Annotated in this window: 12 protein-coding genes; 8 read left to right on the top strand and 4 right to left on the bottom strand. The window is 63.7% G+C overall.

All coding sequences use genetic code 11. From position 1 onward, the window contains the following. The first annotated feature begins 8 nt into the window (after nucleotides 1–8). From AC0NIH_RS28740 to AC0NIH_RS28715, 6 genes are all read left to right on the top strand, one after another. A complete protein-coding gene (locus AC0NIH_RS28740; protein ID WP_473463998.1) occupies nucleotides 9–1070 on the top strand; it encodes a zinc-dependent alcohol dehydrogenase in 1062 nt (353 codons plus the stop codon). Continuing rightward, entirely contained in the window at nucleotides 1067–1798 is a 732-nt protein-coding gene (gene hutC / locus AC0NIH_RS28735) for a histidine utilization repressor (protein ID WP_473464000.1), read from the top strand. The genes AC0NIH_RS28740 and hutC overlap by 4 nt, the downstream gene beginning before the upstream one ends. 108 nt (nucleotides 1799–1906) lie before the next feature. After that, a complete protein-coding gene (locus AC0NIH_RS28730) occupies nucleotides 1907–3199 on the top strand; it encodes a hypothetical protein (RefSeq protein ID WP_473464002.1) in 1293 nt (430 codons plus the stop codon). Nucleotides 3200–3444: 245 nt separating this feature from the next. Then, on the top strand, nucleotides 3445–4452 hold the full coding sequence (locus tag AC0NIH_RS28725) for an ABC transporter substrate-binding protein (RefSeq protein ID WP_023777140.1): 1008 nt from the start codon (nucleotides 3445–3447) through the stop codon (nucleotides 4450–4452). A gap of 124 nt (nucleotides 4453–4576) precedes the next feature. Further along, on the top strand, nucleotides 4577–5344 hold the full coding sequence (locus tag AC0NIH_RS28720) for an ABC transporter permease (RefSeq protein WP_198023944.1): 768 nt from the start codon (nucleotides 4577–4579) through the stop codon (nucleotides 5342–5344). Nucleotides 5345–5354: 10 nt separating this feature from the next. After that, nucleotides 5355–6137, top strand: coding sequence for an ABC transporter ATP-binding protein (locus tag AC0NIH_RS28715; protein ID WP_023764680.1), 783 nt, complete (start codon nucleotides 5355–5357; stop codon nucleotides 6135–6137). Nucleotides 6138–6181: 44 nt separating this feature from the next. Here the strand turns inward: AC0NIH_RS28715 and AC0NIH_RS28710 are convergent, their stop codons facing one another. From AC0NIH_RS28710 to AC0NIH_RS28700, 3 genes are all read right to left on the bottom strand, one after another. Continuing rightward, nucleotides 6182–6511, bottom strand: coding sequence for a hypothetical protein (locus tag AC0NIH_RS28710; protein WP_473464005.1), 330 nt, complete (start codon nucleotides 6509–6511; stop codon nucleotides 6182–6184). 172 nt (nucleotides 6512–6683) lie between these two features. Next, nucleotides 6684–8576 carry an ABC transporter ATP-binding protein gene (locus tag AC0NIH_RS28705; protein WP_473464008.1) on the bottom strand — a complete coding sequence of 631 codons (1893 nt, stop codon included), beginning with the start codon at nucleotides 8574–8576 and terminating at the stop codon, nucleotides 6684–6686. Between the two features lie 48 nt (nucleotides 8577–8624). Further along, nucleotides 8625–10550 carry an ABC transporter ATP-binding protein gene (locus AC0NIH_RS28700; RefSeq protein ID WP_473464010.1) on the bottom strand — a complete coding sequence of 642 codons (1926 nt, stop codon included), beginning with the start codon at nucleotides 10548–10550 and terminating at the stop codon, nucleotides 8625–8627. A 274-nt stretch (nucleotides 10551–10824) separates the two neighbouring features. Between AC0NIH_RS28700 and AC0NIH_RS28695 the strand changes: the two genes are divergently transcribed. Beyond that, nucleotides 10825–12171 carry an NAD(P)/FAD-dependent oxidoreductase gene (locus tag AC0NIH_RS28695; protein WP_473464382.1) on the top strand — a complete coding sequence of 449 codons (1347 nt, stop codon included), beginning with the start codon at nucleotides 10825–10827 and terminating at the stop codon, nucleotides 12169–12171. Between the two features lie 127 nt (nucleotides 12172–12298). Further along, entirely contained in the window at nucleotides 12299–13738 is a 1440-nt protein-coding gene (locus AC0NIH_RS28690; RefSeq protein ID WP_473464013.1) for an NAD(P)-dependent oxidoreductase, read from the top strand. 51 nt (nucleotides 13739–13789) lie between these two features. On the opposite strand, the gene AC0NIH_RS28685 is transcribed toward AC0NIH_RS28690, so the two are convergent. Continuing rightward, on the bottom strand, nucleotides 13790–15286 hold the full coding sequence (locus AC0NIH_RS28685; protein WP_473464015.1) for an HAL/PAL/TAL family ammonia-lyase: 1497 nt from the start codon (nucleotides 15284–15286) through the stop codon (nucleotides 13790–13792). Between the last annotated feature and the right edge of the window lie 87 nt (nucleotides 15287–15373).

Here is a 15373-nt window from a genome sequence, read left to right as displayed (position 1 = left end):
CTATCGCGATGAAGGCGGCACGACTTTATGGCCCCGGCGATCTGCGCGTCGAGGATATCGCCACGCCTGGCATTCCGGATGCGGGCTGGGTGAAGCTCAGGGTCGATGCCGCCGGCATCTGCGGTTCGGACCTGCACAATTTCCGCACCGGGCAGTGGATAAGCCGCTCGCCATCGACGGCCGGCCATGAACTGACCGGCACGGTGATCGCCATCGGCGAGGGCGTCGACACCGTCGCGGTCGGCGACAGGGTGGTGGCCGATTCCCGGTTCTGGTGCGGGGACTGTGCGCAATGCCGTGCCGGCAGACGGCATCTCTGCGGGTCGCTGGGTTTCGTCGGAGAAATCTGCGACGGCGGCTTTGCCGAACAGGCCATGTTGCCCGCACGTCTGCTGCATGTCATCGATGCCGACCTTGACGAGCGGGTTGCCGCGATGGCCGAGCCGCTCGCGGTGGCACTGCACGCGGTGCGGCGCCTGCCAAAGACGACGGGCTCGGTGCTTGTCGTCGGCTGCGGCCCGATTGGCGGTCTTGCCGCGCTGCTGCTGTCGCGAACCTTCGCCGGCACGGTGCTGGTCGCCGACCGCAACCAGGCCCGCTGCGCCCGTGTGGCCCAGGTGACTGGAGCCACGATTGTCGATCTCGACCGCGATGCCATTGCCGCGGCAGCCGGCAATACTCCGCTGCTGGCGTTCGTCGAGGCGACGGGCAGCATCGCCGCATTCAACCAGTTGCTCGGCGTGCTCGATTCCGGCAGCGCGGTGGCGATGGTCGGTATCTTCCATGGTCGCCTCGACATCGATCCCAACCTTCTGGTCGAACGCGAGATCGCTTTGCTGGGATGCCATGCCTTCGCCGACGAACTGCCCGACGCGGTGCGGATGCTGGGTGAACTCAGCGAACCGCTGCTCGCCCTGATCGATCGCGAGATCGGCCTGGACGAGGTTCCGGCTGCTTATGAACGGCTGTTGGCGGGGCGCAGCGATGGCTTGAAAACGATCATCCGCATGCGGCAACCTGTTGAGCCCGCTTTGGTTTTCGATAAATTGGCGGAAAGGATTTTGACATGATCGATTTGCCCGATACGGCGAGCCCGCTCTACGAGAAGGTGAAGGATTATATCCTGACCAACATCGGAACGGGCCGGTGGGGCAAGGATCGCAAGCTGCCGTCCGAGAATGAGTTGGTGGTTTCGCTTGGTGTGTCGCGAATGACTGTTCACCGGGCCTTGCGGGAGCTGACCGCGGCGGGATTCCTGATCCGATTGCAAGGTGTCGGCACGTTCATCGCGCCGCCTAGGCCGCAGTCGACGCTGATCGAGATCAACAACATCGCGGCAGAGATCGTCGAGCGTGGCAACAGGCATCGCTCCGAGGTTCTCGTCCTCGAAACGATCATGCCGTCGAAGGAGCTCGTGCTGTCGTTCGAGTTTCCAAAGCGGGTCTCGATCTATCATTCGGTGGTCGTCAATTTCGAGAACGACCTGCCGGTGCAATTGGAAGAGCGCTTCGTCAATCCGAGCCTGATCCCAGACTACGACAAGCAGGATTTCACCAAGACGGCGACCTATGACTACCTCATGCAAAAGACCCCGGTGACCGAGGTCGAGCACATCATCTCCGCGATTCCGGCCGACAAGGAGACGGCGCGGCATCTGGGCATCGATGTCGGCAGCTGTTGCCTTCTCCTGCACCGCCGCACGTGGACGGGCGCGGTCGTCGCCACGATCAGCAAGCTAACCTACGCCGGCAGCCGCTATTCGCTCGGCAGCCGCTATTCCCCCTCCAGAACCAACTGACGTCAACGAGAAAGCACAAGCCGCGGAGCGTTCGCTGTAAATGTATATACATGTATTGATGAAAGTGGCTTTGCCTCTGGTGGACGGCCTGGCTGGAAGGGACGGCGGATGACGCAGCCACAGAGCCGCACGGCGCGTATCCGGGCTCTCGCGCAGCATGATGTCGCGGCGGCGCAGCACGCGCTATCGGCATTGCTGGGCGATCTGTTCGGGATGAACCCCGGCAATGTCCGCATTAACGTGGACAAATACAGCCTCAATTCACTGAACGGTTTCTTCGATAGCGACGGCGAGGCCTACTTCTTCAAGTTCCATCAGGAGGAACGGGAGGAAGGTATGACCGGTGAGTATTACCGGGCCGAGATCCTGTCGCGCGCCGGCCTGCCGGTCGACCAGCCCGTCCATATGTCGGCCCAGCCGGGCGAACAGATCCTTGTCTATCGCCGCCGCACGGATCCGAGATTTTCGGACGTGCTGTTCGCGCTGGATGCCGAAGATGATCCCGAGAAAAGGCGACAGGCGGTCCATGCCGAGCGCGAGCTGTCCGCCAGGTTGCTCGAGGTCTATGTCGAGACGCTGCATCCCGTGACCGTCGCGGAAGTGTCTGCGGAGCCGATCCACCGGCTGTTTTATGAGCGGCTGATCGACCCGGATACACGCGCATCGCCTGGCGGCCGGCTGGCCGATTTCTATGTCGGCAAGTCGTTTGCCTTTCCCGGCGCGGAACTCGACTGGGACCGGTTTTCGCGGCTGAAGTTCGTCATCAACGGCCAGCTTTACACCAAGGGCATCGGTGAGCTTTTCGATGCCGCGGCCGCGCGCTTGCGGCCGGATCGGCTTGCCGATGCCGGCGGCGTGGTCGCGCACGGTGACGCCCACAACGCCAATGTCTGGTACACCGAGAAAACGGGGAGGGCGGTACTGTCCTTCTTCGATCCCGCCTTTGCCGGCTCGCATATCCCGACGCTGCTGGCGGAAGTGAAGGCGACGTTCCACAACATCTTCGCCCATCCGTTCTGGCTCTACGATCCGGCCATCGCGACCGAGGCTTTTCGCGCGCAGGCGCGGCTGGACGGGAACCTGCTCCATGTCGACACGGACTGGGATCTGAGCCCGATCCGCCGCGACTTGCTGGAGGTCAAGGCGACCGCACTGTGGCGGCCATTGCTGCTGGAACTCAAGCGGCGCGGCATGCTCCCGGCGGATTGGCGATCGGTGCTGCGCTCAGGGCTCTTCCTGTCGCCAACCCTGGTCATGAACCTGCGGGCCGGTGCGCGCAGTCACACGCCGGTCTCCTCTCTCATTGCCTTTTCGGTCGCGGTCATGGTCGGCAGCGAGCCTGACACCGGAGCCGATCGGGTGAGCGATTTCCTCGACCGGATCGATCCTGAAAGAGCATGAGTGATGGCTGCGGGTGATGCGGGCGGAAGGCCTGGCCACGGCGAAAATTTGAGTCACTCCAACTTGTATATGCATGTATGTATTTTAGCCTTGACATCCGCTTCCGCTAACGCTGAAATATCCTCGCACTTCACCATGAAGTGGCGGGCAAGACGCCGAGGCACAGTGCCGCAAGAGCAGACCCCGCAGTCTCACCAGACCGGACGCCTGGTAAAAGAGCGGTCTGATCATCAAGGGGAACTCAGATGCACAAGCTAGCAGGACAATTTCGCGCGCTCGTGATGGCCGCCGCCATCGGCATCGCTGCCGCCCCGGCAGCCCACGCGGCCGATGCGGCCATTCCCACGACGCCCGAGGCCGGATCGTTCAAGATCGGCATCGAGCCCTGGCTCGGCTATGGCCAGTGGCATGTCGCCGACGCCAAGGGCCTGTTCAAGGCAAACGGGCTGTCGGACGTTCAGATCGTCAACTTCGCCGAGGACAAGGACATCAATGCCGCGCTCGCCAGCGGCCAGCTCGACGCCGCCAACATCGCCACCCACACGGCGATGGGGATGGTTGCCGCCGGCCTGCCGGTGAAGATCGTTTTGCTGCTCGATGTCTCGATGACGGCCGACGCCATCATCGCCGGCAAGGACGTCACCTCCATCGCCGACCTCAAAGGCAAGCAGGTCGCCTTCGAAGAAGGCACGACGAGCGACATCCTGCTCAAATACGCGCTCTCCAGGAACGGCATGTCGGTCGCCGATATCCAGCCAGTTCCAATGCCAGCCGCCGACGCCGGTGGTGCCTTGATCGCGGGCCAGGTGCCGGTCGCGGTCACCTACGAGCCATACCTCACTGTCGCCATGGCGCAGAACAAGGACGTCAAGCTCCTGTTCACCGCCGGCGAGGATCCCGGCCTGATCAGCGACGTGCTGGTGGTGCGCGACGAGGTGATCAAGTCACGGCCCGGCCAGGTGCTGGCCATGATCAAAACCTGGGATGCGGCACTGAAGGACTACAAGGCCGACACGCCTGGTGGCCGCGCTATCATCGCCAAGGCCGTCGGTTCGGACGTCAAGGATCTCAACACCGCCTTTGATGGCGTGCGTTACTATTCGCTCGCCGAAAACAAGACGGCGCTCACCGGCGACTTCACCAGCAAGACGTTCGCCGATGTCGAGGCGGCGGCCAAGAACGCCAAGCTGCTGCAGGCCGACGTGACGCCGGAGCAGATGATCGACCCGTCCTTCGTCAAGGCGGCGGAATGACGACGGCCGGATCGCGGTGGTGACGCAGATGTCCGCACAGCCCTCCGCGAAGACGGCCCCGGCTCGCTCCGCACCGGGACCGGTCACGAAACAGGCAAGGCGTCGCCGATCCTCCGGGATCGGGGTGCCGATCGCCAGGTCGCGTTTCCTGATGATCGCGGTGGCCGTCTTTGTCGGGCTCGGCCTTGCCTGGTGGGCGGCGACCGGACTGGAATGGGTAAAGCCCATCTTCCTGCCGTCGCCCGGCAGTGTCGCGACCCAGATCGCCAAGCTCGCGACCGAGGGTACGTTGTGGCTGGACCTCAGGGCCTCGATGTACCGTATTTCCATCGGTTTCCTCATCGCCTCGGCACTGTCCATACCGATCGGCGTGCTGATCGGCAGTTTCCGCTCATGGGAAGCGGCCATCGAGCCGCTGGTGGATTTCATCCGCTACATGCCGGTCGTCGCTTTCGTGCCGCTTTCCATCCTGTGGGCGGGCACCGGCGATACGCAGAAATTCCTGATCATCTTCATCGGCACCTTCTTCCAGCAGGTGCTGATGATCATGGACAATGTGAAGCGGGTGCCAGCCGATTTCATCGGCCTCGGCCGCACGCTCGGCCTGCCGGACCGAAAGATCCTGACGCGCATCGTCGTTCCCAGTGCCTTGCCCGGCATCTGGGATACGCTGCGCATCAGCCTGGGCTGGGCATGGACCTGGCTGGTGTTGGCTGAACTCGTCGCGGCGACATCTGGCCTCGGCTATCGCATCACCGTGTCGCAGCGTTATTTCCAGACAAACACCATCATCGGCTACATCCTGCTGCTCGGCGTGCTCGGCCTCATAACCGACCAGGTCATGAAGGCACTGGAAAAGGTGCTGTTCAGGCAAGATGGCCACTCGCAGTGAGGAACGGCCGATGAACCCTCCCAAATTGCGCATCGCCGGTCTCCACAAGAGCTTCGGCACGGGAGAGCGGCGCACCGAAGTGCTGCGCGACATCAACCTCGATCTTGCCGACAACGAATTCGTTTCTCTCGTCGGCACATCGGGCTGCGGCAAGAGCACGCTGCTGTCGATCGTGGCCGGGCTGCAGGACTTCGACGCCGGCGATCTCAGCATCGATGGCGCACCGATCCTGCAGCCGGGTCTCGATCGTGGCGTCGTCTTCCAGTCCTACACGCTGCTTCCCTGGCTGACGGCGCGGCAGAACATCGAGTTTGCCCTCAAGGCCGCGGGTTACGATCGCGCGGCCTGCCGCGAGATCGCGCTCGAGCATCTCGATCTGGTCAAGCTGTCGGACAGCGCCGAGCGCTATCCATCGGAGCTGTCGGGCGGCATGAAGCAGCGCGTCGCCATTGCGCGCGCGCTTTCCTATCGGCCCAAGATGCTGCTGATGGACGAGCCCTTTGGCGCGCTGGACGCCTTGACCCGGCACCAGATGCAGGAACTGCTGACCCAGATATGGGAGGAGCATCGGCTCACCGTGCTCTTCGTCACGCATGACGTCGAGGAGGCCGTCTATCTGTCGGACCGCATCGTCGTCATGGGGATCGGCCCGGGACGCATCATGCAGACCTTCAACGTCGACATCGAGCGCCCACGCCGGGAAGAGGTGATGGAAACTCCGGCTTTCATGGATTTGCAGCGCGGCGTGCACAAGGCGATCCGCGAGGCGTCAAGACGTCCCGAGATGGCGTAGCATCCGCGCGCTCACACTTTGCCGATCCGCTCGGCGGTCAGGACTCAAGGGCCATGAGGACTGCATATGCCGAGCGTCCATGCAATGGTTCCGCAGAAGCCGCCGACATACCCACGATAGCTGCCGTAGCCATTGTAGTAGCTGTCCATCCCGCCATTGTCGCCGGCCGAGTTGTTGCCAGCCAAACCGTCGCCAACCACCACATATTCGTGGTGAACGGCGTGCCGATGCCTGTCACCATGATGAGTTGTGGTGTGGACAAAATGGTGCCTGACCGCATGGTGCCTGACCGCGGCATCGGCGATGGAACTGAATGAAATCGCGCTCGCGGCCGCCAAGATGATGACACCGGTGAGCATGATCTGCCGTTTCATGAGGATGCCTCCTGTTCATGCGAGACATGCATGACCAGAAAACGGCCTCCGCACCCGATGCGTTCCTTCACAAAATCGGGACAGGGATTCGCCGGATGCATTGTGTCCCTGGGCAACTGCTGAGAGCGATCATCCCGCTGCTCTCCATTCCTGTCGGGCTCTGCCGCAACCCTCAGGTCGCTTTGCCGACAGCCGCGTCCATTCTCATCTCCTCCTCGGAAATGTCGTCGAACGAAGCGTAGTTCATGTTGTAGAGGCGGGCGTAGAGGCCCTTCTTCCGCATCAGCTGTTCGTGGTTGCCGCTTTCGACGATCTCGCCGTTTTGCAGGACGATGATGCGGTCGGCGCCGCGTATGGTGGCGAGCCGATGGGCAATCACCAGCCCGGTGCGGCCTTCCAGCAGCTTGATCAGCGCCTTCTGGATCAGCATCTCGGTGTAGGAATCGATGCTGGCCGTGGCCTCGTCGAGCACCAGGATCTTGGCGTCGGCCACCAGTGCGCGTGCAAAACTGATCAGCTGGCGCTGGCCGAGCGAGAGATTGCCGCCGCGCTGCTCGAGTTCGGTGTCGTAGCCATTGGGCAGGTGCTCGATGAAGTCGTGCGCGCCGACGGCTTGTGCCGCGCGCACCACTTCCTCGCGGGTGGCACTGGTCTTGTGATAGCGGATGTTCTCCAGCACGGTGCCGGAAAACAAGAACGGCTCCTGCAGCACCATGGCCACCTGGTCGCCGAGCGAGTCCTGCGTCAGGTCGCGCACGTCGTGCCCGCCGACGAGGACCTCGCCGGACCAGACATCGTAGAAACGGTGCACCAGCGCCATGGAACTCGACTTGCCCGATCCGGTCGGGCCGACAAGGGCGACGGTCTCGCCCGGATTGACGCGGAACGAGATGTTCTTCAGCACCGGCTGGTTAGGCCGGTAGCCGAAGGTGACGTTCGTGAACTCGACCGAACCGTCCATGTCGCGCGACAGCGTTACGGCATTTTCCTTGTCGCTGACATCCACCGGTACGTCGAGCACTTCGGAGATGCGCTGGCCCGAAGCCATGGCGCGCTGCATGACGCTGTACTGCATGGTGAGCGAGCGGATCGGGTCGAAGAAACGCTGGATGTAGAACAGGAACGCCACCATGACGCCGACGTCGAGGCTGTGCGACAACACCATCGAACCGCCGACGACGATGACCGTCGCCATGGCGATGCCGGTCAGCGTATCGACGATCGGCACCATCACCTGCGCGTATTTGGCCGAGCGCAGATGGGCATTGAGATTGGCCAGCACCTTCTCGTCGTAGAGGTCGAAATTGACATGCTGGCGCTCGAGGCTCTGCACGGTGCGCACGCCATGGATGCCTTCGGCGAGCGCCCCGTTGGCGATCGAGTTGGTCTCGTGCGCCGCCATGAAGGCGACCTTCGCGCGCGGCAGCCAGAACAGGCGCACGATGAACAGCACCGGCATGGTCGACAGCGTCAAGAGCCCGAGCCGGAAGTCGAGCCACAAAAGCACGCAGACGATACCGAACAAGAGCACGATGTCGCCCACCGACATCACGGACGTCTCGAGGAATTCCTGCATCGAATTGACGTCGCCCTGCAGGCGCGACATCAGGCGGCCGACCTCGGTCTTGTCCATGAAGCTCAGGGAGACCCGCTGCAGGTGGCTGAACATGGCGCGACGCAAATCGGACAGCACGTTCTCGGCCACCTTGCCGACGACGCTTTCCTGCACATGGCTGGCGGCATAGTTGATGAGGATGATCACCGCGAAGACGCCTGTCGCCGAGATCATCACCGAGCGGTCGAGCTTGCCCGCTGCCATGCCGTGGTCGATGGCGTAGCGGATAACCAGCGGGATTGCGAGCTGCGTCAGCGTGAACACCAGCACAGCGGCGACCGAGATGAAAATCCGGCCCCGATACGGCCTGACGAAGCTCCAGATACGCCTGATGATGCGCGGATCGTAAGCCTTGCCGAAAACCTCTTCCTCGTCGCGATGCGATCCGACGACGGCCTTGGTCGGCCGCCCGCTGGTGTCTTCCTTCTCATCGTCGATATGTTTCGACATCACGCGGCTCTATCTCTTTAGTTTTGACGCAATTCCCAAGGGAAAGCGCTACGCGCTTTTCCCGGGAAAACCGGTTTCCACTTTTCCTGGAATTGCTCTCACCACGGGTCGGTCCTCGTCGGGCCGCAATTGCAGGTCGTAAAGCGCGCGATAGCGTCCACCTTGCGCCAGCAGCTCCTCATGCGTGCCGCGCTCGACGATCCGGCCGCCTTCGACGAACAGGATCTGGTCGGCATGCATCAGCGAACTCAGCCGATGCGAGATGATCAGCGTCACTCGATCCCTGGCAAAGCGCTTCATCGCCGCCCGTATCCGCTGCTCGGTGCCGGCGTCGATGGCGGCCGTGGAATCGTCGAAGACCAGAACCGACGGCCGCAGCATCAGGCTGCGCGCGATGGTCAAGCGCTGCCGTTGGCCGCCGGAAAGCGACGCGCCGCGTTCGCCGACGACCGTGGTGTAGCCGGCGGGGAGCCCGATGATGTAGTTGTGCAACTGGGCATATTCGGCTGCTTGCCCGATGCGGGTCTCGCGCGCCCACGGATTGCCATAGGCAATGTTGTTCTCGATCGAGGTGGTGAACAGGAACGCGTCCTGCTGCACGACGCCGACCGCCTTGCGCAGTGATTGCAGCGTGACCTTGCGGATGTCCTGGCCGTCGATGGTGATCGCGCCCGATGTGACGTCGTAGAAGCGCGGGATCAGATGCGCGATGGTCGACTTGCCGCTACCCGGCGGGCCGACAATGCCGATGGTTTCGCCGGACCTGGCCTCGAACGAAATGCCCGACAGTGTCGGCCGGCCGCCTGAGGCCGCGTAACGGAAGCCGACATCATCGAAGCGCAGCACGCCTTCGGTGACGACAAGATCCGTGGCGTCGGGCGCGTCCTTGATATCGAGTTCGGTGTCGAGCAGTTCGAATAGCCGCGTGCCGCAGGTCGAGGCGCGCGCGAACGAGTTGACCATCAGGCCGAGCTGACGCACCGGCATCTGCAAAATGGTCATGAAGGTGAGGAACTGGGCCAGCGTGCCGACGCTGATCTGGCCTGCGATCACCTTCTGGCCGCCGAACCACAGCACCAGGCCCATGGCGGCGAGGAAGGAAAAGTTCATGGCGCTGGTGTTGCTGACGCGGATGTCGACGCGCTTATTGGCAAGGTCCAGCGCATCCTGCTTGGCACGGTCGAATTTTTTGAGCTCGTGCCGCTGCGCCGCGAAGGCACGCACGACGCGGATGCCGCCGAGATTCTCGTCCATAACCCGGCTCAGCACCGACAGACGCTCCTGCAGCGTCAGCCAGGTGCTGCGCAGCGCCAGTTGCGTCACCGATGAGCGCCAGGCGACGAACGGCACGAAGCTCAGGCTGAGCAGCCCGAGCACGAGATCGGTGCTGATCAGGAGATAGGCGCCGACGCCGATCAGCACACTGAGCAGCACCACGCGCAGGATGCCGGTGGAAAAGAACATGCGCACGCCGTCGAGATCGAGCAGACCGAGCGTGATCAGATCGCCGGTATGGACCTTGTCGTGAAAAGAGAAGCTCAGGCGCTGGATCTTCTCGTAGAATGCCAGGCGCAATTCATAGCCGGTCCGGTGGCCGACGGCCTCGCCATAGTAGTTCTGCGCCATGGTGAAGAGCCCGCGCAGGATACTGACCACGAGCAGCGTCAGCGCCGTGTTCCACAGCGCCTGCTCCGCCGCCGCGCCGGCGCCCGCGGCCATCACGCCTTGCGCCTGGTCGATGGCGCGTCCCAAGAGGCGTGGGATGAAGAGTTGCAGCGTCGCGGCGATGAAGGTCGAGACCAGGGTGATGGCGACTTGCCAGGGATGGCGCAGCGTCATGCGCACGATACGCAGCAGCGTGCTGAGGCCCTTGCCCCAGGAGGCTTCCTCCACATGGCCAAACGACTTGCCGCGCTTCGCCGCGCTGCTGGTTGCATCCGTAAGCAAGGAAAATATCCAGTCCAATCCGGACATTAGCCCGGACGAATGAAACAGACTCAGTTCTGATGGTGCGATGTTACGCGTGTCCGACTTGACCGTTCAAGGGGCCAATGGCGGCATCGCACTGTGCCTGAAGCGGCGCGGCGATTGGGTCCCATCTGCATCAACAACTTTATTGCATTGGCACGCAGATTCTCCAGCCCGGCCCAGCCATGACGGACTATCAGTTCGGTCAGGTATCGCCGACATTCCACGCAAGCGGCCAAGGGCCAGCCACCGCCGTGGAATACCAGGAGGATCGTATTCTTTGACACGTTTTCCTTTCACCGAAGCCATGCCGATCCAGTTTCAGGCGCCGTTGCCGAAGGATGCGGAGGTTGTGATCATTGGCGGCGGCATCATCGGCGTGACAACGGCTTTGTTCCTGGCGCGACGGAACATTTCGGTGACGTTGCTGGAAAAGGGGCGCATCGCCGGCGAGCAATCGTCGCGGAACTGGGGCTGGATCCGGCAGCAGGGTCGAGATGCCGATGAACTGCCGATCGTGATCGAAGCGCAACGGCTCTGGCGTCAACTGGCCGAAGAATGCGGCGAAGACATCGGGTTGAAGCAGACGGGCGTTACCTATCTCGCGCGAACCGACAAGGAGATGGCCGGTTTCGCCAAATTCCTGAAGATCGCCGAGATGCATGGCGTCGACACGCGCCTGCTTGACCAGGGCGAGACGGCCAAGCTGATCCCTTCTATGTCGCGTCCCTTCAAGGGCGCGATGACCACCCCATCGGACATGCGCGCCGAGCCTTGGGTCGCGGTGCCGGCACTTGCTCGCCTGGCCGCCCGGCAGGGCGTCACCATCATCGAGAATTGTGCGGCGCGGATGCTCGATATTTCGGCGGGACGCATCAGCGGTGTCTGGACCGAGCAGGGTCGTATCGTCACCTCGAACGTCGTCATCGCGAGTGGTGCGTGGACGTCGCTCTTCCTGCGCGCGCACGGCGTTTCCATCCCGCAGCTCAGCGTCAGGTCGACGGTCGCCGCGACCCAACCCATGCCTGAAATCCATTCGGGTGCCGTCGCCGACGAGCATATCGCATTCCGGCGCAGGCAAGATGGCGGCTACACGCTCGCATCAGGAGGCTCCAGTCAACTCTATGTCGGGCCTGACGCGTTTCGTCACGCGAGCAAATATGTTCCCGCCCTGATGGCCAATCCTCTTGGCATCCGTTATCTGCCGGCGGCGCCGCGAGGCTATCCGGACAGCTGGTCGACCCCGCGCAAATGGAACGCGGACGAGGAAAGCCCGTTCGAACGGATGCGTATCCTCAATCCCGCCCCCAAAGCCTCCGCGCTGCGCAATATCGACCGCGAATTCACTGCACTTTTCCCGCAGTTCAAGACAGTGCCGCTCAAGGCGAGCTGGGCGGGCATGATCGATGCGATGCCGGATGTCGTGCCCATCGTTGATCGCGCCGCCGAAATTCCTGGCCTCGTTATCGCCACCGGGATGAGTGGTCACGGCTTCGGCATCGGACCAGGAATGGGCCGCGTCGTGTCCGACCTCGTCCAGGGAAACGGGACGGGACATAGTCTTCACAGGTTCCGCCAATCCCGGTTCAGCGACGGCAGCCCGATCGAGCTGGGACCCAGCCTCTAGATCGTGTCGCAACTTGCGGCCGGTTTGCCGCCAGCGATCGATCTGACGCCCTTCCGGGCGGATAGGTTCTGATTCAGAGCGTGCCGCTGTACCGGCAGGCCTTTCCGTCCTTGCATGGGGAAACGACGTGACAGCGAACACCAATACACAGGCCGCGAACCCGATCGACCCGCAACGCGCCTACGCCGTGCTGATCTGCGATCTGGTCGGCCTGCGCTTCGGTCCCGACGGCAAGCCGGACGCGGGCGAAGTGCGCGCCCATATCGAAGCCAAGGGTGGCCGCTTCCATCTGTCCGCGCTTGGCGACAAAGCGGATCTTGAGCATGGCCGAGTGCATTTCTTTTACCAGCCGGACCTCAGCACCCGCGAAGAGTTGATCGAAGCCGCCGGCGACGGGGGCTATGACGCCGTCATCGCCGCCGCGACTTTCCTTCCCGCGGAAACCGTCTTTCCGCTGGCCGGCGTGCGGATCGGTGCCGGCACCGGCAATATGGGCTCGCGCTCCTGGGGTGGCGGCAGCGGCGAGGGCGGCACCGCGGTGCTGATGAACACGCCTGGCATCAACAGCCGTGCCACGGCGCAGATGGTGATGAAGGCGATCTTGAAAGTGCTGCCGGACCTCCCGGTCGACACGCTTCATGAGCGGGTGGCGCGCGGTGCCTTCGACACCGGCAGGGAACTGCGCGATTTCCCAACCGAGAAGCTCGAAGGCAAGACGATCGCGATCATCGGTTACGGCAATATCGGTCGCGAGGTCGCCAAGCTCGCCCGCGCCTTCGGCATGCGCGTGATGATCCACGCACGGCCGCGGCACCGGGACTGGGTGGAAGCCGAGGGCTTTGCCTTCGCGCCAGACCTCGGCGATGCGGCTGAAGGCGCCGATGTGCTCAGCGTTCATGTCGGTTTGGGAAAACAGGATGCGCACACCGGCCGCTACGTCAATGCCGGCCTCGTCGGCGCTGATGTCTTGCGCCGCATGAACAGTGGCGCGGTGCTGGTCAACTATGATCGCGGCGAGCTTGTCGACGTTGAGGCTCTCGATGACGCCTTGTCGTCCGGTCGGATCCGCCATGCGGCCATCGACGCCGACCTGTTCAGCGATGCCTCGACCGGAAGTCTCTCAGGCCCGATGCTGCCTTATCTCGATCTCGTCGGGAAGCATGCCGGCAAGCTTGAACTTCTGCCGCATGCGGCGGCTGATACGGACCATCCCTCGCGCGTCGCCGGCGCCAAGCAGGCCGTAGACCAGTTGTTCGACGTCATCTGCCGCAAATCGGTGACCAACGTGAAAGGCACGGTGCCGCCGGGCTATCTTTCCCTTGGGGCGACGACGCCTCCCGGCATCGGGCCGGTAACGAGGGATCACATCTTGAAACTGACCTCTGGCGAATGCTCCGAACTGGCGGATGTCTGTGACCGGCAAAGCCGCTTGTGGCAGGCCCTCTCGGACGTCGCACCTGCCGAGCGCGGCACGATCGTGGCCGAACAAGGCGAAGAGCTTGTCCGGCTGATCGACCGGCTTTGCCTCCTGGCGGAGAACCTGAATCTCCGCGGGCCGTACCAATAGTCTCGGTCTGCCGCTGCCGCGTTCAAAACCACGACGGGCTCGACCGCCGGCTCAGTACCGGGGACCAGCCACCATGCGCGCGACCTGGGTCATGTCGGCGCTCATCTCGCGATCGTCATCGAGCGGGCTGACGAGCGCGCGCACCGCGGCAAAGGTCCGCTGCGGCCCTTCGCCCATGCTGTCGACGACGCCGCGCAACTCCACGCCCGTCGCCGCGAAGATCAGCTCCATCGCAACCAGATAGCGCATGCGCTCGACGATCTCGGCGGTCTTGGCCACCACCCGCGGCGCCATCGACGACTGGTCTTCGATGCCGTCAGATACGGCAAGCGGGCTGAGCGACATCGGATTGGCCAGATGGCGGATTTCGGCTTCCAGCGCGGCCAGCGGCTTCTGCAGTTCGGCATAGCCCTGGCGGCTGCCGCCCCTGGCCGACAGGAAGCGCGGCAGTTCGGCAGTTATCGGCGACATCAGCTTCATGCCGCGGTTGGCGATGCCGACCGCGCAATGCGCCAGCGCCTGGCCAAGCTGTTCCCAGGCCAGCGTCATCGCCGTGAGATCGAAATTGCCGTTCGAGATCACCCGCTCGCACTCGGCCAGGATCACAGGATTGTCGCCTGAGTGGGTCAGTTCGATCTCCGTCGCCAGCCGCGCCTGCTCGAACGCGTGGAGCAGGCCACCCCAGACCTGGGGCACGCAGCGATAGCTGAGCGGATCCTGGAGGCGCCGTGCCGCCTTGTCCTTCCACAGGCCGCTTCCCGCCAGTTCCCTGCGCAGCCGGGCTCCGATCTCGCGCTGGCCGAAGGCCGGCCGCGCGGCCAGCGCATGCTCGTCGATCGCGGTGAGGGAAGAACGGAACGCCTCATAGTTGAGGGCGACCGCTGCCAGCGCCCAGTCGATGAGATGCGCGACGTCCTCGAGGCACAGGCAGGCCGTCCCGGTCGACAGGCTGTTGGCGACGATGATGGCGTGGCCGTCCTTCTCGCGCAGGTCGAGCGGCTCGAGCCCGGCCAGCGCGAGTGCCTCGGCGGACGGCATGATCCTGCCCCGGAATTCCGCTTCGCCGTCGCCGCCCAGCGCCCTTGCCATATGGCCGAGATGGGCAAGGTCCGCCGCCCCGATCGATCCCCAGGTGGGGATCACCGGATGGACGCCGGCGTTAAGCGCCGCCACAAGGCCCATCACCACGCGCTCGGAGGTGCCGGTGCCGCCGGCCGCCATGCCTGAGATGCGCGCGGTGATCATCGCCCGCACCGCCTCGGTCGGCAGGGCGGGCCCGATGCCCATGCTGTGGCTGAGTGGCACGCTGTGCTGGAACGCGATCAGGTCGGCCTGCGCCAGCGGTGTGTCGACACAGGCGCCCAGGCCCGTGGTGACGCCGTACATCGGCTTGCCGAGCTGCGTCAGATGCTCGATGAGGGCGCGGCTCGCCCGGATGCGGCGCATCGCTTCCTCGCCCAGCATGAGCCGGGCGTTGCGGCGTGCGATCTCGGCGACATCCGCGACGCCGAGCGGCTTGGCATCGAGCACTATCATTCGGGCTGTCATTCTCGCCTGTATCCTGTGACCGGAGGCCCGGACCAGCGGCGCGGCGGGCGTCACTGTTTGTGACGGCTTGCAGGTTGGACTGCAAGC

Source organism: Mesorhizobium sp. WSM1386 (genome assembly GCF_055901595.1).
The sequence above is the reverse complement of the archived record's forward strand: the minus strand, read 5'-3'. Positions and strand labels throughout refer to the sequence as shown.